At 66.1% G+C, this 19,837-nt stretch carries 22 protein-coding genes; 14 read left to right on the top strand and 8 right to left on the bottom strand.

Annotated elements, in window-relative coordinates; translation table 11 throughout:
• Positions 1–11 precede the first annotated feature (11 nt).
• The gene (locus tag GPA22_RS03395; protein ID WP_169254695.1) at positions 12–1,649 is read right to left on the bottom strand and encodes an electron transfer flavoprotein-ubiquinone oxidoreductase; all 1,638 of its coding nucleotides are present in this window, start codon (positions 1,647–1,649) and stop codon (positions 12–14) included.
• A 166-nt stretch (positions 1,650–1,815) separates the two neighbouring features.
• Between GPA22_RS03395 and GPA22_RS03390 the strand changes: the two genes are divergently transcribed.
• Positions 1,816–2,220, top strand: coding sequence for an acyl-CoA thioesterase (locus GPA22_RS03390; RefSeq protein WP_169254694.1), 405 nt, complete (start codon positions 1,816–1,818; stop codon positions 2,218–2,220).
• Between the two features lie 69 nt (positions 2,221–2,289).
• Positions 2,290–2,838: an isochorismatase family protein gene (locus GPA22_RS03385; protein WP_169254693.1), complete on the top strand. Its 549-nt coding sequence runs from the start codon at positions 2,290–2,292 to the stop codon at positions 2,836–2,838.
• On the opposite strand, the gene GPA22_RS03380 is transcribed toward GPA22_RS03385, so the two are convergent.
• Positions 2,828–3,958, bottom strand: a complete 1,131-nt coding sequence (locus tag GPA22_RS03380; protein ID WP_169254692.1) for a polysaccharide pyruvyl transferase family protein — start codon at positions 3,956–3,958, stop codon at positions 2,828–2,830. The two genes, GPA22_RS03385 and GPA22_RS03380, sit on opposite strands and share 11 nt — an antisense overlap.
• Before the next feature lie 110 nt (positions 3,959–4,068).
• Here GPA22_RS03380 and pyrG point away from each other — a divergent pair, with 110 nt between their 5' ends.
• The 4 genes from pyrG to ftsB all read left to right on the top strand — a co-directional run bounded on the left by pyrG (position 4,069) and on the right by ftsB (position 8,307).
• The gene (pyrG, locus tag GPA22_RS03375) at positions 4,069–5,712 is read left to right on the top strand and encodes a CTP synthase (RefSeq protein WP_169254691.1); all 1,644 of its coding nucleotides are present in this window, start codon (positions 4,069–4,071) and stop codon (positions 5,710–5,712) included.
• Between the two features lie 10 nt (positions 5,713–5,722).
• Entirely contained in the window at positions 5,723–6,562 is an 840-nt protein-coding gene (gene kdsA, locus GPA22_RS03370) for a 3-deoxy-8-phosphooctulonate synthase (protein ID WP_169254690.1), read from the top strand.
• A gap of 55 nt (positions 6,563–6,617) precedes the next feature.
• Positions 6,618–7,907: a phosphopyruvate hydratase gene (gene eno, locus GPA22_RS03365; protein ID WP_169254689.1), complete on the top strand. Its 1,290-nt coding sequence runs from the start codon at positions 6,618–6,620 to the stop codon at positions 7,905–7,907.
• Positions 7,908–8,016: 109 nt separating this feature from the next.
• Positions 8,017–8,307 (top strand): cell division protein FtsB, encoded by a 291-nt coding sequence (ftsB, locus tag GPA22_RS03360; RefSeq protein WP_169254688.1) that lies wholly within the window; start codon positions 8,017–8,019, stop codon positions 8,305–8,307.
• A 42-nt stretch (positions 8,308–8,349) separates the two neighbouring features.
• Here ftsB and GPA22_RS03355 read toward each other — a convergent pair whose 3' ends face one another.
• The 3 genes from GPA22_RS03355 to GPA22_RS03345 form a co-directional block, all read right to left on the bottom strand.
• On the bottom strand, positions 8,350–8,892 hold the full coding sequence (locus GPA22_RS03355) for a C40 family peptidase (RefSeq protein ID WP_169254687.1): 543 nt from the start codon (positions 8,890–8,892) through the stop codon (positions 8,350–8,352).
• 96 nt (positions 8,893–8,988) lie between these two features.
• Positions 8,989–9,315 carry an MliC family protein gene (locus GPA22_RS03350; RefSeq protein WP_169254686.1) on the bottom strand — a complete coding sequence of 109 codons (327 nt, stop codon included), beginning with the start codon at positions 9,313–9,315 and terminating at the stop codon, positions 8,989–8,991.
• Positions 9,316–9,359: 44 nt separating this feature from the next.
• Complete coding sequence (locus tag GPA22_RS03345; protein WP_169254685.1) at positions 9,360–10,073, bottom strand: SIMPL domain-containing protein; 714 nt, start codon at positions 10,071–10,073, stop codon at positions 9,360–9,362.
• Between the two features lie 187 nt (positions 10,074–10,260).
• On the opposite strand from GPA22_RS03345, the gene GPA22_RS03340 reads away from it, so the two are divergent.
• A complete protein-coding gene (locus tag GPA22_RS03340; protein ID WP_169254684.1) occupies positions 10,261–11,145 on the top strand; it encodes a DMT family transporter in 885 nt (294 codons plus the stop codon).
• Between the two features lie 35 nt (positions 11,146–11,180).
• Here the strand turns inward: GPA22_RS03340 and GPA22_RS03335 are convergent, their stop codons facing one another.
• On the bottom strand, positions 11,181–11,729 hold the full coding sequence (locus tag GPA22_RS03335) for a gamma carbonic anhydrase family protein (RefSeq protein WP_169254683.1): 549 nt from the start codon (positions 11,727–11,729) through the stop codon (positions 11,181–11,183).
• A gap of 97 nt (positions 11,730–11,826) precedes the next feature.
• Between GPA22_RS03335 and GPA22_RS03330 the strand changes: the two genes are divergently transcribed.
• From GPA22_RS03330 to GPA22_RS03315, 4 genes are read left to right on the top strand one after another with little or no spacing between them, the layout of a single operon-like run.
• Positions 11,827–12,672, top strand: a complete 846-nt coding sequence (locus GPA22_RS03330) for a 23S rRNA (adenine(2030)-N(6))-methyltransferase RlmJ (RefSeq protein WP_169254682.1) — start codon at positions 11,827–11,829, stop codon at positions 12,670–12,672.
• Positions 12,669–13,025, top strand: coding sequence for a nucleotide pyrophosphohydrolase (locus tag GPA22_RS03325; RefSeq protein ID WP_169254681.1), 357 nt, complete (start codon positions 12,669–12,671; stop codon positions 13,023–13,025). Before GPA22_RS03330 ends, GPA22_RS03325 begins: the two co-directional genes overlap by 4 nt.
• A gap of 54 nt (positions 13,026–13,079) precedes the next feature.
• Entirely contained in the window at positions 13,080–14,660 is a 1,581-nt protein-coding gene (locus tag GPA22_RS03320) for an inorganic phosphate transporter (protein ID WP_169254680.1), read from the top strand.
• Positions 14,661–14,701: 41 nt separating this feature from the next.
• Positions 14,702–15,031, top strand: a complete 330-nt coding sequence (locus GPA22_RS03315) for a DUF3301 domain-containing protein (protein WP_169254679.1) — start codon at positions 14,702–14,704, stop codon at positions 15,029–15,031.
• 24 nt (positions 15,032–15,055) lie between these two features.
• Here the strand turns inward: GPA22_RS03315 and folE are convergent, their stop codons facing one another.
• Both folE and GPA22_RS03305 read right to left on the bottom strand, forming a co-directional pair.
• On the bottom strand, positions 15,056–15,697 hold the full coding sequence (gene folE, locus GPA22_RS03310; protein ID WP_169254678.1) for a GTP cyclohydrolase I FolE: 642 nt from the start codon (positions 15,695–15,697) through the stop codon (positions 15,056–15,058).
• A 133-nt stretch (positions 15,698–15,830) separates the two neighbouring features.
• Positions 15,831–16,823: a serine/threonine protein kinase gene (locus tag GPA22_RS03305; RefSeq protein WP_169254677.1), complete on the bottom strand. Its 993-nt coding sequence runs from the start codon at positions 16,821–16,823 to the stop codon at positions 15,831–15,833.
• A 188-nt stretch (positions 16,824–17,011) separates the two neighbouring features.
• Between GPA22_RS03305 and GPA22_RS03300 the strand changes: the two genes are divergently transcribed.
• The 3 genes from GPA22_RS03300 (at position 17,012) to paeA (ending at position 19,837) form a co-directional block, all read left to right on the top strand.
• Positions 17,012–17,791 carry a hypothetical protein gene (locus GPA22_RS03300; RefSeq protein ID WP_169254676.1) on the top strand — a complete coding sequence of 260 codons (780 nt, stop codon included), beginning with the start codon at positions 17,012–17,014 and terminating at the stop codon, positions 17,789–17,791.
• Between the two features lie 43 nt (positions 17,792–17,834).
• Entirely contained in the window at positions 17,835–18,380 is a 546-nt protein-coding gene (locus tag GPA22_RS03295; RefSeq protein WP_169254675.1) for a YaeQ family protein, read from the top strand.
• Positions 18,381–18,529: 149 nt separating this feature from the next.
• On the top strand, positions 18,530–19,837 hold the full coding sequence (paeA, locus tag GPA22_RS03290) for a polyamine export protein PaeA (RefSeq protein WP_169254674.1): 1,308 nt from the start codon (positions 18,530–18,532) through the stop codon (positions 19,835–19,837).

Here is a 19,837-nt window from a genome sequence, read left to right as displayed (position 1 = left end):
CCGGCCCGGGCTTACATCCCCTGGTAGATCGGCCCTTCGCCGCCCTGCGGCACGACCCAGTTGATGTTCTGCGTCGGATCCTTGATGTCGCAGGTCTTGCAGTGCACGCAGTTCTGCGCGTTGATCTGCAGGCGCGGGCCCGCTTCCTCGCGCACGATCTCGTACACGCCGGCCGGGCAGTAGCGCTGCTCGGGGGCGTCGTACTTCGCGAGGTTCACCGCGATCGGCACCGACGCATCCTTCAACTGCAGGTGGCAGGGCTGGTCTTCCTCGTGGTTGGTGTTCGACAGGAACACCGACGAGAGCCGGTCGAAGGTCAGCACGCCGTCGGGCTTCGGGTAGTCGATCTTCGGACACTCGGAGGCGAGTTTGAGCTTGTCGTGGTCCGAGCTGTTGTGCAGCGTCCACGGCGCCTTGCCGCCGAACACCTTCTGGTCGATGCCGAACAGCAGCGAGCCCATCCACAGGCCCTTCTTCATGTAGGGCTTGAAGTTGCGCGTCTTGTGCAGCTCTTCGTACAGCCAGCTTGAGCGGAAGGCTTCGGGGAAGGCGGCGAGTTCGTCGCGCTGACGTTCCGCCGTGACCGCGTCGAAGGCGGCTTCCGCGGCAAGCGCACCGCTCTTGATCGCGGCATGGCTGCCCTTGATGCGCGCGGCGTTGAGGAAGCCCGCGTCGTCGCCGATCAGCGCGCCGCCGGGGAACACCAGCTTCGGCTGGCTCTGCAGGCCGCCCGCGGCGATCGCCCGCGCGCCGTAGGCGAGACGCTTGCCGCCCTCGAGGTACTTGCGGATCTCGGGGTGCGTCTTGTAGCGCTGGAATTCCTCGAACGGCGACAGGTGCGGATTGGTGTAGTTGAGGCCGACCACATAGCCGATCGAGACGAGGTTGTCCTCGAGGTGATAGACGAAACCGCCGCCGTAGGTGTCCGACGGCAGCGGCCAGCCGGTCGTATGCACGACGACGCCTTTCTCGTGGCGCTCGGCGGGCACTTCCCACAGCTCCTTCAGGCCGATGCCGTAGGTCTGCGGATCGACGCCGTTCCGGAGGTTGAACTTCGCTTCGAGCTGTTTGCCCAGGTGGCCGCGGCAGCCTTCGGCAAACAGCGTGTATTTCGCGTGCAGCTCCATGCCCGGCTGGAAGGCTGGGCCCTGTTCGCCTTCGCGCGTCACGCCCATGTCGCCGGTCGCCACGCCCTTCACGGCGCCCGCGTCGTCATACAGGATCTCGGCACCCGCAAAACCCGGATAGACCTCGACCCCCAGCGCTTCGGCCTGTTCGCCGAGCCACTTGGCGACGTTGCCGAGGCGCACGATGTAATTGCCGTGGTTCAGGAAACAGTCCGGCAGCAGTCCGTTGGGCACCTTGCGGCCGCCGGTTTCGTTGAGGAAGATCACGCGGTCTTCGGTGACTTCAGTATTGAGCGGCGCGCCCTGTTCCTTCCAGTCGGGGATCAGTTCGTTGAGCGCGCGCGGGTCCATGACCGCACCGGAGAGGATGTGCGCGCCGATCTCGGCGGCCTTTTCGATCAGGCAGACCGAGATGTCGCTGCCTTTTTCCGCCGCCAGTTGCTTCAGCCTGATCGCCGCAGCCAGGCCCGCAGGGCCGCCGCCGACGATCAGGACGTCGAATTCCATCGATTCGCGTTCCATTCAGTTCTCCATTTGAATACGCGCATTTGGTTTTGTTTGGGCGGGCTGCAGTTTAATACATGCACGCCTCGGCATGCCCATACCAATAGATTGCCCCGGCCATGTCAAACATACGGTACCGTATGTTACAGTGCCTTGTCGAGCCAAACCAATAGGAAGCGATCGAATGGAGCAGGAGCGCAAGCTGGTTCATACCACCCGTATCCCGGTGCGCTGGGGCGACATGGACTACTACGGCCACGTCAACAACACGGTGTACTTCCGCTTTTGCGAACAGGCTCGCGTCGAGTGGATCGAGGCGCTCGGCTTCGCGGTGGATCCCAACCGGGGCGAGGGTCCGGTCGTGATCAACGCCAGTTGCACCTTCCTGCTCCCGGTCAATTACCCGGCGACGGTCATCGTCAAGGTCTATGCCGGCATGCCGGGCCGCAGCAGTGTCATGACCTGGTACGAGATCTTCGTCGAGGGCGACGAGCGCCTGTATGCCGAAGGCGCCTCGAAAGTCGTATGGACGGACGTCGCAACCAACAAGTCCGTCCCCATCCCGGATGGACTTCGCGGCATGCTCTGATCGATCATTGCTGCGTCATTGCCGCCGGATCGTGCCCTGCACGCCGGAACATCCCAACGGAGCCCGAATATGCTGATGAACCGCGAAAAGTCCGTCCTCCTGATCGTCGACGTCCAGGAGCGCCTAGCCCCGGCGATCGACGACGGCGACGCGGTCGTGCGCAACTGTGCCTGGCTGGCCGGCGTGGCCGGGCGGATGGGGGTGCCCGTTGTGGTAAGCGAGCACTTTCCGGAGAAGATCGGCAGCACGGTAGCGGAAGTGAAGGCCGCTGCGGTCGCTGCGGGCGCGCAGTTCGTCACGAAGGAATTCTTCTCCGCCGAAACGGACGGCTGCCTGAAGGGCACCGCCATCGACGACCGCCGTCAGGTCGTCGTCTGCGGCACCGAGGCCCATGTCTGCGTCCAGCAGACCGCGCTGGGCCTGCGCTGGGCCGGACACGATGTGTTCGTCGTCGCCGACGCTGCCGGCTCGCGTCGGGCCAGCGACCGCGAGCTCGCGCTCGCGCGCATGCGTGGCCACGGGATCGAGATCGTGGCGCGCGAAATGGTCGCGTTCGAATGGCTGAAGCGCGGCGGTACGGATCTTTTCCGCGAAGTGAATCGCGACTTCATCCGCTGACCGTGCGCGGAAAAAGCGGCGCGGACTCACCCGTCGTGCGCCATTGGCGCGGCACGCTGCACCACGTATCCAGATAGCACGCGGCCTTGTCGGCGGGGCCGCGGACGAGACAGCGCGCCGGGACGCCGAAGGCGTGTGCGACGATCCAGCCGTGCAGGCTCGTCCCGGCGTAGGCGCGCGCTCCGGCGAGCAGGGCGCAGATGTCGAGCACGTGGGCAGACTCGAAGAGCTCGACGGACACCCTGGTTTCCAGGCGATCGGCCAGTCGCCTGAGCGTTTCGAGGTCGTCGTGCCACGGCGCAAGCCCGGCCCGGAACAGCACGATGCCGGTTCCCCGTGCCACGGCTTCGGCAAGCAGCAACTGCGCAACACCGTCGAGCGTCGCGTCGTCTCCCCATTCCGCGGCAAGCTGGACGGCCATCCAGGATTGCATGCTTCCTTGCAGCGACGCGACTTCGCCCTGTCGTGCGCGTTGCCGGATCAGGTCGCCGAGCAGCTGCCGCGTCTCGGCGGCCGGGTCGGGCGCGAGGTCGGCATCGAACCCGGCGCGGCGCAGGGCCTCGAATGTGGCGCGGTCGCGAACGCCGAGCGTCGTCGCGCCCTTGAGAGCCCGCAGCACTGAATGCCTGTCCGCCGCCCGGAGCGCTTCGAACGCCACGCCGCCGATGCCGCGAAAGTGCGTGCGCCAGGTGCGGGGAAGATCGTCCTGCGCGACGACATAGGGGATGCGGCGGGCCGTACCGAGGCATGCGGCGGCCCAGTCGTCGCGTGCCGTGCCGGACCGGTCATGCGCAGCCAGCAGGCGCCGGACGTCCTCGGGGCGCTGCAGCATGACCGCTGCTTCCCACGCGGTGGTGGTCAGCACTTCGCCCCCCACATGCACGAAGTCCACCTCGTCGGCGCCATACGCCTCGATGACGGTGGCGAGCGGCACGGTGCGAAATCCGCCGGAATCGCGCAGGTCGCGCGCAACAAGCCCCGCGAACACGCACTCGCCGGACCTGCCCGCCGCGGCACACCGGGCAAGAAGGAGATCGCCGAAGTTATGGCGATCGAAAGCCCCGAAAAGGATCACGCGACGCCCATCGGCGGGCGCTTCGCGACGGATCGCGTCAGTCATGCGACAAGCTTGGCACCGTTCCCCGACCGGGGAAAGGGCAGGTCCCGCACATCGCTTCCGGCCTGCGGGGCACTTCGGTTATCATCGCGCTTTCCCGCAGCAACGTTCCCATGACCAAATACGTCTTCGTTACCGGCGGTGTCGTGTCCTCACTGGGCAAAGGCATCGCAGCGGCCTCGCTGGGGGCCATTCTCGAATCCCGCGGCATCAAGGTTACCCACCTCAAGCTGGATCCGTACATCAACGTCGATCCGGGCACGATGAGCCCGTTCCAGCACGGTGAAGTCTTCGTCACCGAAGACGGTGCGGAAACCGACCTCGACCTCGGCCACTACGAGCGCTTCACCAGCGCGCGCATGAGCAAGCGCAACAACTTCACCACCGGCCAGATCTACGAGTCGGTGATCAAGAAGGAGCGCCGCGGCGAATACCTCGGCAAGACGGTGCAGGTCATCCCGCACATCACCGACGAGATCAAGCAATACATCAAGCGCGGCGCCGAAGGCGCGGATGTCGCGATCGTCGAGGTCGGCGGCACGGTCGGCGACATCGAGTCGCTGCCCTTCCTGGAAGCCATCCGCCAGATGGGGATCGAAGAGGGCCGCAACGGCACCTGCTTCATCCACCTGACGCTGGTTCCGTACATCCCCACCGCAGGCGAGCTGAAGACCAAGCCGACGCAGCATTCGGTGAAGGAACTGCGCGAAATCGGCATCCAGCCCGACATCCTGCTGTGCCGTGCCGACCGTTCGATCCCGGCCGACGAGCGGCGCAAGATCGCGCTGTTCTGCAACGTGATGCCCGAAGCGGTCATCGAGTGCCTCGACGCGAACTCGATCTACAAGATCCCCGGGCAGCTGCACGACCAGATGCTCGACGAGATCGTCTGCCACAAGCTCAACATCCTCGCGCGGGCGGCCGACCTGAGCGTCTGGGACAAGCTCGTCCATGCGCTAGAGAACCCGAAGCAGGCGATCGACGTCGCCTTCGTCGGCAAGTACGTCGACCTCACCGAGTCCTACAAGTCGCTCATCGAGGCGCTCAACCACGCGGGGATGCACACCGAAAGCAAGGTGAACATCCATTATTTCGACTCGGAGGAAATCGAGCGCGAAGGCTGCAAGCCCCTCGAGAAGATGGATGCCATCCTTGTGCCCGGCGGTTTCGGCAAGCGCGGCACTGAAGGCAAGATCGCCGCAATCCGCTACGCGCGCGAGAACAAGGTTCCGTATCTCGGCATCTGCCTCGGCATGCAGCTCGCGGTGGTCGAATTCGCCCGTGACGTCGCCGGCATGGCCAGCGCCCATTCGACCGAGTTCGAGCGCGACACGGCACATCCGGTGATCGGCCTGATCACCGAATGGCAGGACCGCAGCGGCAAGGTCGAGAAGCGCACCGAATCGTCCGACCTCGGCGGCACGATGCGCCTCGGCGCCCAGTTGTGCCACCTCACCGACGGCTCGCTCGCGCGCGAGGTCTACGGTTCGGCCGACGTCGTCGAGCGCCACCGCCACCGCTACGAAGTGAACAACAAGCTGCTCTCGCAGCTCGAAGAGAAGGGGCTGGTCGTCTCGGGCCGTGCGCCGGGCACCGACCTGTGCGAGATGATCGAGCTGCCGGCGGACGTGCACCCGTGGTTCGTCGGTTGCCAGTTCCATCCGGAATTCACCTCCAACCCGCGCAAGGGCCACCCGCTGTTCACCGCCTACGTAAAGGCAGCGCTGGCGCGCAAGGCCGCCGCCGCCGCGGCCTGAGGGAGTTGCGATGAAACTCTGCGGATTCGAAGCCGGGCTCGACAAGCCTTTCTTCCTGATCGCCGGGCCTTGCGTGATCGAGTCGCGTGAAATGGCCTTCGAAACGGCCGGCGCACTGAAGGAAATCTGCGCCGAGCTGGCGATCCCCTTCATCTATAAGTCCTCCTACGACAAGGCCAACCGCAGCTCGGGCAAGTCCTACCGCGGCATGGGCATGGAGAAGGGGCTCGAGATCCTCGCCGACGTGCGCAAGCAGCTCGGCGTGCCGGTGCTTACCGATGTGCATGCGATCGAGGAAATCCCGGCCGTGGCCGCCGTCGTCGATGTCCTGCAGACGCCGGCCTTCCTGTGCCGCCAGACCGACTTCATCCATGCGGTCGCCGCCAGCGGCAAGCCGGTGAACATCAAGAAGGGCCAGTTCCTCGCGCCGGGCGACATGAAGAACGTCGTGGACAAGGCGCGCGAGGCCAATGGCGGCGCCGACACCATCATGGTGTGCGAGCGCGGCGCATCGTTCGGTTACAACAATCTCGTGTCGGACATGCGCAGCCTTGCGATCATGCGCGAAACCGGCTGCCCGGTCGTGTTCGATGCGACGCATTCGGTGCAGCTTCCGGGCGGGCAGGGCACGGCCTCGGGCGGTCAGCGCGAATTCGTTCCGGTGCTGGCGCGGGCGGCCGTGGCCGTCGGCGTCGCGGGACTGTTCATGGAGACGCATCCCGATCCGGCAAAGGCCCTGTCCGACGGGCCGAACGCCTGGCCGCTGCCGAAGATGAAGGCGCTGCTGGCGACGCTGAAGGATATCGACAAGCTCGTGAAGAGCCACGGTTTCATGGAATCGGCGGGCTGACGCGGCCCGCGTTTCGATCTACCCATTTTTGACCCCTGGAAGGACAGGAAAACCCATGAGTGCAATCGTTGATGTCATTGCGCGCGAAATTCTGGACTCGCGTGGCAATCCGACCGTCGAAGCGGACGTTCTGCTCGAATCCGGCGTGATGGGCCGTGCCGCGGTGCCGTCCGGCGCCTCGACCGGCTCGCGCGAAGCGATCGAACTGCGTGACGGCGATGCCGCGCGCTACCTGGGCAAGGGCGTGCTGCGCGCGGTCGAGAACGTCAACACCGAGATCTCGGAATCGATCATCGGCCTCGACGCCGAGGAGCAGGCCTTCATCGATCGCACCCTGATCGAACTCGACGGCACCGAGAACAAGTCGCGCCTGGGCGCCAACGCGATGCTGGCCGTGTCGATGGCCGTCGCGAAAGCCGCGGCCGAAGAGGCCGGCCTGCCCCTGTACCGCTACTTCGGCGGATCGGGCCCGATGGCGATGCCGGTGCCGATGATGAACGTCATCAACGGCGGCGCACACGCCAACAACAGCCTGGACATCCAGGAATGCATGATCATGCCCGTCGGCGTGACCAGCTTCCGCGAAGCGCTGCGTTGCGGCGCCGAGATCTTCCATCACCTGAAGAAGCTCACCGACAAGAAGGGCTACCCGACGACCGTCGGCGACGAGGGCGGTTTCGCGCCGAACGTCAGCGGCACCGAGGAAGCGCTGAACATGATCCAGGACGCGATCTCCGCCGCCGGCTACGAGCCGGGCCGCGACGTGGTGCTGGCGCTCGACTGCGCCGCGTCCGAGTTCTTCAAGGACGGCAAGTACGTGCTGGCCGGCGAAGGCCTGACGCTGACCTCCGAAGGCTTCGCCGATTATCTCGCCACGCTCGCCGACCGTTTCCCGATCGTGTCGATCGAGGACGGCATGGCCGAGAACGACTGGGCCGGCTGGAAGACGCTGACCGACAAGCTCGGCCGCAAGATCCAGCTCGTCGGCGACGACCTCTTCGTCACCAACACGAAGATCCTGGAGCAGGGCATCGACCAGGGCGTCGCCAACTCGATCCTCATCAAGATCAACCAGATCGGCACGCTGTCGGAAACCTTCGCCGCCGTCGAAATGGCCAAGCGCGCGGGCTACACCGCCGTGATCTCGCACCGTTCGGGCGAAACCGAGGACTCGACGATCGCCGACATCGCCGTGGGCCTCAACGCGATGCAGATCAAGACCGGCTCGCTGTCGCGTTCGGATCGCATCTCGAAGTACAACCAACTGCTGCGCATCGAGGAAGACCTGGGCGACACCGTCAGCTATCCGGGCCGTCGCGCCTTCTACAACCTGCGCGTGCGCTAAGCTCTACGCACCACGGAACGGCCTGCGCGGGCCGTCCGCACAAGTACGACATGAAAGGCCGGCGAACCAATCGCCGGCCTTCTTTTGGTTAAGGCAAGGTTGGTTGCGTATGCGTTGGCCCCTGGTCATCCTCGTCCTGCTGGTGGCAGTCCTGCAGTACCCGCTCTGGCTGGGCAAGGGCGGCTGGCTGCGCGTATGGGACGTCGACCGCCAGTTGCAGGAACAGCGCGAAAAGAACCGCACGCTGGAACAGCGCAACGCCGGCCTCGAGGCCGAAGTGCGTGATCTCAAGTCCGGCAACGAGGCGATCGAAGAGCGCGCACGCTTCGAACTCGGGCTGACCAAGCCCGGCGAAATCTTCGTCCACACCCCGCAGAACTCCCCGCAGCAGAAGCACTGAGAGTCGTCGGCTGCCCCTCGCGGTTTGCGAGCGCTGCCCGCCTCAACTTTCGGCGATCAGGGTCCGGGCGCCGTCGAATCTCGATCTGAAGTAGGGGCTGTCGAGCCGTTCGACGCGGACGCGCCCGCGGCTCGAAGGCGCATGCACGAACTTGCCGTCGCCCATGTAGATGCCCATGTGCGAGTACGGCCGGTTCATCGTATTGAAGAACACCAGGTCGCCGGGCTGGAGCGCGGCGACGCTGACCGGCCGGGTCTGGCCCGCGATCTGCGCGGCATTGTGGGGCAGCCTGCGTCCCGATACCTGCTCGACGATGAAGGAAACCATGCCGCTGCAATCGAGACCGGCTTCGGGGTTCCGCCCCCCGAAACGATAGCCGGTGTCGATCAGGCCAAGCGCGTAGATCACCAGTTCGCGCGAATGCTCGGGATCGTCGAGGAAGAAATAGTCGGCGGTGGCGCGCCCTGTCGACGAAGACGGTATCGACGGAATGTCCGGCCGCTGGGGAGGAACGCTGCCGCATGCAGCGACGAGCGCCGCGACTGCGAACCCCGTCAGACCCTGAGGCAGCTTGCGGACAATCATCGGACTCCCTCGCTCGTTATCGCACAACGATAGGAAAATCGCCGCGGCATGTCCAGTAATGCCGGCCCGCGAGCCGGCGCCATGTGAGCCGGAGGGTCAGAGGGACGGCCCGCGCGCGGGGCTGCAGGTGCTCTCTGGCAGCCCCGGTCGTTCGAGCATCGCCCGGTTGCCGCTGACGGTGAACACCGTGTAGCCGTCCGAGTATTTCTCGCCGCTGCTCACCTGTTGCCCGGAGAGGGCGAAGACGCCAGCGCCGTTTCGCAGGCGGACGTGCGCGTCGAAGTACTCGACGGTGAATTGTTCTCCGCCGGGACAGGCATAGCTGACGACACGCGAGCCATCGCGGGTCCAGGCCGTGCCGGCGAGCGCGACGGCACCGATGAGCAGGGCGGAGAGAGCTGCGAGTTGGCGATTCAGGTGCATGGTTTTTTTTCAGTATCGAGCGACGTGCCCGTTGGCGCGCCGCGTTAATCCGTCAGTTCGATCGTTCCGCTGACCGTGACGACGATTTCCGTTTCGCCGGCCTCGACGGGTATCGGTGACGCCTCGGCGGTGAACGTCGCCGCACGTGCCGCCGGGAAGACCGGGCGCGGGCCGCCGCCATAGGCGACGGCGAGGTGACGGAGGCGCCAGGACTTGTTGAGCGTGGCGGCAATGTTGCGGGCGCGCTCCTGAAAAGCGCGGATCGCATCGGCGGCGGCCAGGTCGGCGGTGCTCTTGCGCGTCTCGGGCGAGGGCTGCATCGTCAGACTGGACAGCGCGAGCGTCGCCTGAAGCTTGCCGACCAGTTCGGTCATGGCCGGAAGGTCACGGCCTTCGAGCTGAATCTCCGAGCGCATGCGCCAGCCCTCGATCCGTCGTCCTTCCTTGCCGTAGATGGGGAAGGTGCTGGTGCCCGCGGATTTCGTCTTCACGTTCGCATACCCCTTTGCCTGCTCGACGGCCGCGGCAATCACCGAGTTCACCTGCCGTGCAAGGGATGCGGGATTTCGGTCATCCGCCTGGAAATACAATGTCGCGATGGCCAGGTCGTTCGGGGCCGGCCGGTTGGCGTCGGCGGAAAGCTCGACCGTCGTCGCGCCGCTGCCCGCCTTTTCCTCGGCGGCATGACTCCAGCTGGGGGCAAGCAGCGGCAGGAGGAGGACCAGGAGGCAGCGTCGGATCGCCGGATGGGTATGCATATTCCGTGTGGAAGGCGTCGAGGCGCGCAGTGTAACGCTCCGGCGCACGACGGCAAGCGTCCGATGCCGTTGTGTTGTAAATGTGTGTAAGCACATCGCCGGGGCACGCAGGCGCGGCCAGCAAGTCCGCATCATTGACCGTCCCGCCTGACTTCGGCAAGCTTTGCGGTTTTTGCGGAGTGGGTAGATGCATAACGAGCGCATCGTCGGCGCGGCGTACGTGGCGGTATCGGCTTCGGCCTTCGGGGCGATGGCGATCTTTGCCCGCTTTGCGCGCGACAGTGGTGCCGACGTCGTGACCGTCCTGTTCCTGCGCTTCGTGATTTCCGCGCTACTCATGTCCGCCGTGATGCTCGCGACCGGGCGTCGCTGGCCTTCCACGCGCAATGCGGCAATCCTCGCCGCCATGGGCGGCATCGGCTACGTCGCCCAGTCGTATGCGTTCTTCGAGGCGCTGAACTTTGCCTCGGCAGGCCTGGTGGCCCTGCTGCTGTACCTCTATCCGATCCTCGTCACGGTCCTCGGCGCGGTGTTTCTGCGCCAGCGGCTCACGGCCGGGCGGGTGTCGGCCGTGTTGACCGCGTTGGCGGGAACGGCGCTGACGATCGGCGGGGAGCTCAGCGGGCATCCGCTGGGGGTCGTCCTCGGCGTGAGCGCGGCCCTGATCTATTCCGTCTACATCCTCGTGGGCAACCGCGTGATGAGCCAGGAAGCCCCGCTGGCGAGTGCGACCGTGGTGATGGCAGCCTCGGCCGTGGTGTTCGGCGGGCTGGTCGGCGTTTCCGGCCCTGCCTGGCCGCAGGGGGTGACCGGCTGGGTGGCCGTGCTGCTGATCGCCATCGTGTCTACCGTCATTGCGATGGTCAGCTTCTTCGTCGGCCTGCAGAAGCTGGGCGCGGCCGATGCCGCATGCCTGTCGACGCTCGAACCGGTCGTCACCTTCGTGCTCGCGGCGATCTTCCTCGGCGAGGATATCGACCCCAACCAGGTGCTGGGCGGGGCCGTGATCCTTGCTGCAGTGATCTGGCTTGCGCGGCACCCGCCAGCCGTGGCCGGCACGCAGCGCGGGTAAGCTGCCGGGCGCGTTGAGCCGGATGCGACTGCCGGTCAGTCGCGGCGCTTGGGCAGGTCGGGCGTGATGTGGCGCAGCTCGGCGGCGTACATGCGCGAGTTGCGCACGTAATTCGCGGCATTCGTGTGCAGGCCGGCGATGTCCTCGTCGGTCAGCTCGCGGATGATGCGGCCTGGCGAGCCGACGACCAGCGAGCGGTCCGGGATGACCTTGCCTTCGGGGATCAGCGCATTGGCCCCGATGATGCAGTTCTTGCCGATCACGGCATGGTTGAGAACGACTGCGTTGATGCCGATCAGCGTGTCGTCGCCGATCGTGCAGCCGTGCAGCATCACCATGTGTCCGACGGTGACGCCGGAGCCGATCTTCAGCGGCACGCCGTCGTCGTTGTGCAGGACGGAGCCGTCCTGGATATTGGTGTTGTCGCCGATCGTGATCGGGTCGTTGTCGCCGCGGATCACGACGTTGTACCAGACGCTCACGTTCGACCCGGCTTCCACGCGCCCGATCACCGTGGCGTTGTCCGCTACCCAGCACCCTTCGCCGAAGCTCGGGCTGTGTTCGCCCAGAGCGTAAATCGCCATCTTTCCTTTCTCCTTTGGGCCGGCGATGCGCGCCGGCAGCCCGCAATCATAGCAGGCGGTGTTAACATTCGGCGCCTGACCCCGACCCGCACCGTTCATGCTCAGCTACCGTCACGCCTTTCATGCCGGCAACCACGCCGACGTCCTCAAGCACTTCGTCCTGATCGAACTGCTGCGTTATTTCAACCGCAAGGACAAGCCGTGGTGGTACATCGACACGCATGCCGGTGCGGGCTGTTATGCGCTCGACAGCGAACAGGCGGGCAAGAATGCCGAATTCGCCGGCGGGATCGGACGCCTCTGGGGCCGCGATGACCTGCCGGAAGCCTTGGGCGCCTACATCGACGCGGTCGCCCAGTTCAATCCGCACGGGCGACTGACCTTCTATCCGGGCTCGCCCGCGCTGGCGATGACGCAGTTGCGCGAGCAGGACCGGATGCGGCTGTTCGAACTGCATCCGGCTGATGTCGCGCTGCTCGGCCAGACCTTCGCGCGTGACGCGGAGCGTGTGCTGATCCGCAAGGCCGACGGCTTCAGCGGGCTGCGCGGCTTGCTGCCGCCGGCTACGCGGCGTGCGGTCGTGCTGATCGACCCGCCCTACGAGGTGAAGGAGGATTACCGGCGCGTCGTCGATACCGTTGCCGACGCCATCCGGCGCTTCCCCGGCGGGACTTACGCCGTCTGGTATCCGATGCTCGCGCGGCCCGAGGCACGCCAGCTTCCGGAACGCCTGGCCGACCTCGGTGCGGAAAGCTGGCTCGATGTGCGCCTCGCGGTGCGCAAACCCGCGCGCGACGGTTTCGGCATGTTCGGCAGCGGGCTCTATATCATCAATCCGCCGTGGGTGTTGCCGCAGGTGCTGGAGTCGGTGATGCCGTGGCTGGTGCGCGCGCTCGGCGAGGGCGACGACGCGGGCTTCGACCTGGAGCATCACATCGAATGAGCAGGCAGGACAGCCTTGAAGCACTGCGCGACGCGCTGCGCGCGTTTGCCCGCGAGCGCGACTGGGAGCGCTTCCATACACCCAAGAATCTCGCAATGGCATTGGCCGGCGAGGCGGGGGAGGTAATCGAGCACTTCCAGTGGCTGAGCGGCGAGGAGTCGGCGGCACTGCCGGAGGCGACGCGCGCCGAGGTTTCGCTGGAACTGGCCGACGTGCTGCTGTACCTCGTGCGCCTGGCCGACGTCCTCGACATCGACCTCGCGGACGCGGCCCGACGCAAGATGCAGATCAACGCGCAGCGTTATCCGGTCGAGAAGGCGCGCGGCAAGTCCGACAAGTACAACCGCCTCTGAAATGCCATCGTCATTTACAATGAACAGTTCCGCCAGCGCATAACGGGCCTGCAGTTGGAAATCAAGCACATCGACGAAATCGACAAGGCGACGCGCCAGGGGCACGGGGAGTTGCTGCGCCTGGGCACGACCATGCTGTTCGTCGTCGGTGTGATGCTGTACGCGGCGGTGAAAGGCGGCCCCGATGGCGGCGTCCTGCTGGTGATCGCCGCGGTTCTCGGAAGCTACATGGCCATGAACATCGGCGCCAACGACGTCGCGAACAACGTCGGACCCGCGGTGGGTGCGCATGCCCTGACGCTGGTCGGGGCGCTGGGCCTCGCCGTGGTGTTCGAGGCGGCCGGCGCGCTGATCGCCGGAGGCGACGTGATCGTGACGATTCGCAGCGGCATCATCAGTCCGGCGCACATCGGCGACAGCGACACCATGGTCTGGGTGATGATGGCGGCGCTGCTGGCCGGCGGCCTGTGGATCAACGTCGCGACGGCTTTCGGCATGCCGGTGTCGACCACGCATTCGATCGTCGGCGCCGTGCTCGGTTCGGGCGTCGCGGCGGTCGGAACGGATATCGTGAACTGGCCGGTCGTCGGCACGATCGTCGCAAGTTGGGTGGTGTCGCCGGTCCTCGCCGGAGCGTTCGCCGCGCTGTTCCTGTACCTGATCAAGCGCCGCATCACCTATCAGGCCGACATGGTTGCCGCGGCGCGGCGGACCTTGCCGGGGCTCGTGGCATTCATGGCGTGGTCCTTCTGGACCTTCCTGCTGATGAAGGGCTTCGGAAGCGTTTGGGCCGCGGGCTTCCCCGTCGCCGCAGGCAGCGGCATCCTGGTCGCCGGACCGGTATTCTTCCTCGTGCAACGCGGCCTGTCGCGTCCGGCTTACATCATCGCGAATACCAAGTCCGGCGTGAATCGACTGTTCAACCTCCCGCTGAGCTTTGCCGCGGCCTTGCTGTGCTTTGCGCACGGCTCGAACGACGTGGCCAACGCGGTGGGGCCGCTCGCGTCGATCATCGATTCGCTGGCTCGTGGGGGGGCACCGGTGTCGCCGATGACGCCGATTCCGTTCTGGGCGCTCACGATCGGCGCGCTGGGCCTGTGTGTCGGGCTCGCGCTGTTCGGTCCGCGCGTGATCCGCACGCTCGGGGAGGAGATCACCGAACTCGACCAGATGCGCGCGTTCAGCGTTGCGCTGTCTGCGGCCGTGACGGTGATCACCGCCAGCGTGCTCGGCCTGCCGGTGAGCTCGACGCATATTGCGGTCGGGGCCGTCATCGGCGTCGGTTTACTGCGCGAATACCTGAAGGGGCAGCACGAGCGGATGATCGTGTATATGAAGGCACAGCATCCGGAAGCGGACCAGGCGGCAATCGAGGATTTCCTGCGTCGATTCGAGCCCGCCAGCGTTGCAGAAAAGAAGGCCTTGCTGGCAGACCTGAAGGCACGTTCGAAGCAGAACATGGATCCGGCGAATTTTTCCAAGCGGGAGCGCAAGGAACTGCGCGAGGTCTATCGCAAGGAACTCGTCACGCGCAAGCAGCTGATGCGCATCGCGGTCGCCTGGCTGCTCACGGTGCCGCTGTCGGCGCTTTTCAGTGCCGCGTTCTTCTTCGTGATGCGCCGCGTGGCGCTCTGATCACGACGCGGCTCGAATTCAATCCAACGGAATCCCCTGCGATGAGCTTCGCCGAACTGTTAGCCCTGATGCTGCTGTGCCTGTGCGGCTGGTTCTGGCTGGACGGCGTGCGAACCCGGGAAATCGGCGTCCAGGCGGCGCGGGCAGCGTGCCGCCGCGAAGGCGTGCAGTTCCTCGACGAGACCGTTTCGAGCCGTTCCTTCAGGCTCGTTCGCGATGAAGACGGCCGCCTGTGCCCGCAGCGCGTCTATGAATTCGAGTATTCGGTTTCGGGCAACGACCGCGTGCGCGGCTCGGTGATGCTGCGCGGCAAGGAGGTCGTGATGATCGAAGTCGGCCAACCGCCGGCGCCGGTTTTCACCCTGCACTGAGCACCCTGCACGGAGCAGTGCTGGTCAGCGTGGATTGCGGCCGGCAACGGCGTGGAGGAACTCCGCACGCAGGTGTTCGCGCGTCTCGAATTCACCGGCAAAGGCCTGCGTGACGACGCGCTCGTCGCCGCGCCGATCCTCGCCCAGCAGCAGGCACAGCTGCTCGGCCTCGATGATGCAGGCGGCGCCGCGCGCATGGCCGTGCTGCAACAGCGCGTCGGCGATGTCGCGGGTCATCCACTCCTGGTAGGTGAAGCGGTGCCCGATCGCGTCGACGAGGCGCGCAATACGGCCGAATCCGTGCAGGCGCCCGCCGGGCAGATAGGCGACATGGGCGACGCCGCGGAAAGGCACGAGGTGGTGGGGGCAGACGCCATGCACGGCGATGCCGCGGATCACGACCATGTCGGAGCGCTCGTCCGGAAAGCCTTCGCCGAGCGCTTCGGCCGGATCGAGCTCGTACCCGCCGAGCAACCTGCGCTGCCACAGTTCGCGCACGCGTGTCGCGGTGCGGCCCATGTGGGTGGTGTCGGGCGCGATGCCGCAGGCGGCCAGGAGGTCGCCGACCGCACGTTCGAAAGCCGCCGCGTCGAAACGCCCGCTGCGCGGGATGCCGACGCCGGTGCAGCGCGGATAGGGCGGGTGGTGTTCGTCGAAGTCGTTCATCGGGACACTTCCTGCCTCGAGGGGTTGAAAGGCCGGTTTCAGGTGAAGCGGCGCGAAGTTTACATGGTATAGCGCGATCCTGTCCCTGTCCCCACCGCGTTGTGTTCGCGCCCGACCGGCCGTCCTCGGGCGCTCACACGGACCAGAGCGGGGGTTCGTCCATTGCGGCGATCTGCTCGCGCAACTCCAGCACGCGGTCCTGCCAGTAGCGTTGGGTGTTGAACCAGGGGAAGGCACGCGGGAAGGCCGGGTCGGTCCAGCGGCGCGCGATCCACCCCGAATAGTGGATCAGGCGCAACGTGCGCAGCGCTTCCACGAGGTGCAATTCCCGCGGCGAAAATTCGTGGAAATCCTCGTACCCGGCCAGCACGTCGCCGAGCTGCCGGCTCATGTCTTCGCGCGATCCCGAAAGCAGCATCCACAGGTCCTGCACGGCGGGGCCCATGCGGCTGTCGTCGAAGTCGACGAACTGCGGCCCCGGAGCGTCCGCGGATTCGCTCCACAGCACGTTGCCGGCATGGCAGTCGCCATGCAGCCGGATGTGTGCGACGGAGCCGGCGCGGTCGAAACAGCGCCGCACACCGTCGAGTGCCTGGTCGACGGTGCTGGTCCATGCGGCGAGCAGGTCGGCGGGGATGAAACCGTTGTCGAGCAGGTATCGCCGCGGCTCGACGCCGAACGTGGCGATATCGAGCGTCGGGCGCGCGAGGTAGGGCTGCAGCGCGCCGACGGCGTGGATGCGCCCGAGGAAACGCCCCATCCATTCGAGCGTGGCCGGATCGGATAGCTCGGGCGCGCGGCCGCCGACGCGCGGGAACACGGCAAAACGCTGGTCCGCGAATTGGTGCAGGGTGGCGCCGGCGAGCACCAGCGGCGCGACCACCGGAATCTCGCGCGAGGCGAGCTCGCTGACGAAGGCATGCTCCTCGGCGATCGCTTCGTCGCTCCAGCGTGCGGCGCGGTAGAACTTGACGACCACCGGCCGGGCGTCCTCGATCCCGATCTGGTAGACGCGGTTCTCGTAGCTGTTCAGCGCCAGCATGCGGCCGTCCGGCCCGAGTCCGACACTCTCCATGGCATCGAGGATGAGGTCGGGGGTCAGCGATTCAAAGGGGAGGTCGGACATGGTCGTCGGCGTCGCGAGGGCAGGATGGGCGCATTCTGTCAGGAATGGCGCATTGCACAAGTGCGGCGGTCACGTCCGCCGTGAATCGATGGGGCCGGATTTGCCGTCCGGGCGCGGGCGGCTCAGAATACGGCCCCTTCGCACCCTTTTGCGACCCTTTTTGCGGCCCTCTCGCCCGGACACCAGACATGACGCAAGACGCCCCCGCCGAATCGATCCCGACCGACTCGCTCGCCACCCTGGCCGCCGTCGACGTCCAGAAGCTCGCCGCGCGCATGGCGCAGGACGGCTTCGCCCAGGTGTTTCGCCTGACGCTCGACGAAGACGATGCCGGCCGCGCCCGCGGCGTGGAGGCCCTGGCGACGGCGCTCGGCAACTGGAGCCGGGCGGCGGACGGAGATGACGCCCGCGCGTTGCGCCTCGCGATGCTCGTCTCCGGGCTCGACCAGTGGGGCCTCGCGTACAGCCAGGCCTTCGGCCTGGTGGCGATCCCGGGGCTGTCGGAACTGCTGGGGGAGTTGCGCACCGCGCTCGGGCCGGAACAGGATGCGCGCTTCCAGCGCCAGTTCGCCGCCCTCGACGCCTCGGAGGGCAATGCGATCGATTTCAAGATCGACTTGCGACGCGGCATCCACCTCGCCCTGTGGCACGCGATGATCGCGAGCGACGAGCGCGAACAGGCGACGGCGATCCTCACGCGGCTCGGCGGGATGATGTTCGCGCTGACCGAAATGATGCCGGTCCTCGGTTGGCGTCTCGTGGCGGATGCGCTCGCGCACATCCAGATCCAGTGTCTGGCCGAGGGGTTGGCCGCCGACGGGCTGGCGCGCGAAATGAACGAGGCACTGTTCGGGGCCCTGGCGAAGGAGCTCCCCGCGCAATTCCGCGACCGCGTGATGGCCCATGCGACGCAGGCCGTGCTCGGATGGCAGCAGGCCCGCCGTGCGGGCGGCAGTTCGACGCACTGATTCGCCCGAGACCACCCACCGCAGCAACGAGACAAACAACGACATGGCCCTCAAGGCAACCATCTACAAGGCGGAAATTGCGGTCGCGGACATGGACCGCAATTATTACGGCGACCACAATCTGACGCTCGCGCGCCATCCTTCCGAAACCGACGAGCGGATGATGGTGCGGATCCTCGCGTTCGCGCTGTATGCCGATCCGGCGCTGGCGTTCGGCAAGGGCCTGTGCGTGGAAGACGAACCGGATCTGTGGCAGAAGGACCTGACCGGCCTCGTCGAGCGCTGGATCGACGTCGGCCAGCCGGACGAGAAATGGATCCGCAAGGCCTGCGGGCGCGCGCGCGAGGTGGTCGTGCTCAGTTATGGGCGAGCCGCCGACGTCTGGTGGAACGGCATCCGCGACAAGCTCACGCGGCTGACGAACCTGACCGTGCTGAACGTGCCCAGCGACATTCCGCCGGCGCTCGCCGCGTTGACGGCGCGCAGCATGCGGCTGCAATGCACGCTGCAGGACGGGCAGGTGTGGATCACGGACGGCTCCGCAACGGTGGCCGTCGAGCCGGAGCGCCTGATGTCGGCGCGCAGCTAGCGCTCCCGGCCGGATTTCGCCACGTATGAGACCGAAGCGCTTGGCATTAGCAAGGAGTGTGGGTATCGTCGGATAACGAAGGCCGGCGCGACGGGGCGCCGAGCGCATCGCCGCGCGCGACCTGCTGCGGGTGAATCCGGAGTTTCATCGTGAGCTTGTCGAATCAGTTGTTGATCATTGCCGTGCTCATCGCGCTGAGTGCGTTCTTTTCGATCTCCGAGATATCGCTTGCGGCGGCACGCAAGATCAAGCTGCGCCTGATGGCGGACAGCGGTGACGCCGAGGCCGCCCGCGTGCTGGCCTTGCAGGCGAACCCGGGGCACTTCTTCACCGTCGTGCAGGTCGGCCTGAATGCGATCGCGATCCTCGGCGGCATCGTCGGCGAGTCGGCGCTGTCGCCCGCGCTCTCAGAGCTGATTGCCCTGGTGTATGACGGGCCGCTGCTCGACTCGCTCAGCTTCGTGCTGTCCTTCGCGGTCGTCACCTCGCTCTTCATCCTGTTTGCCGACCTCATTCCCCGGCGCCTGGCGATGGTCGCGCCCGAACGCGTCGCCGTCGCGGTGGTCAAGCCGATCCGGCTGTTCCTCATCATCTTCGCCCCGGCGGTGTGGTTCTTCGACGGACTGGCGAACCGCCTGTTCGCGCTCTTCAAGCTGCCCAACGTGCGTGCGGAGGACATCACGTCGGACGACATCGTCGCGATGGCCGAGGCCGGCGCCGCGACCGGCACCCTGCTGAACCAGGAGCGCGAACTGATCGCCAACGTGTTCGAGCTCGATACGCGGACGGTGGGGTCGGCGATGACGAACCGCGAGAACATCATCTTCTTCACGCTCAGCGAATCGGACGAGAGCATCCGCAAGAAACTCACGGAACAGCCGCACGGCAAGTTCCCCGTGTGCGAGAGCACGATCGACACGGTGGTCGGCTACGTGGACCTGAAGGACATCTTCGGGCGCATCCTGTCGGGGCAGAAACTCTCGCTGCGCGCGGACCCGATGGTACGCAGCGTACTCGTCATTCCCGACACGCTCACGCTGTTCGAGGCGCTCGACCGCTTCCGCGCCGCACGCGAGGACTTCGCGCTGATCGTCAATGAATACGCGCTGATCGTCGGCCTGCTGAGCCTGCAGGACGTCATGAACACCGTGATGGGCGAGCTGGGCAGCACGCTGCAGGAGGAGCTCATCGTCGAGCGCGACGGCGATTCCTGGCTGATCGACGGCATCGCGCCGATCGAGGACGTCATGCATGCGCTGGAGATCGACGAGTTCGAAGGCAGCGAGAACTACGAGACGCTCGCCGGATTCATGATGTATGCGCTGCGCAAGGTGCCCAAGCGCACCGATTCCGTGATCTACGGCGGCTACAAGTTCGAGGTGGTCGACATCGACAACTACCGGATCGACCAGCTGCTCGTAACACGCGAGGCGGCTCCGGGCCCGCACGCGCAGTAG

The organism is Aromatoleum toluvorans, from assembly GCF_012910905.1.
Lineage (GTDB): Bacteria > Pseudomonadota > Gammaproteobacteria > Burkholderiales > Rhodocyclaceae > Aromatoleum > Aromatoleum toluvorans.
Note: the sequence above shows the minus strand (reverse complement) of the source record. Positions and strands in the feature narration are given on the sequence as shown.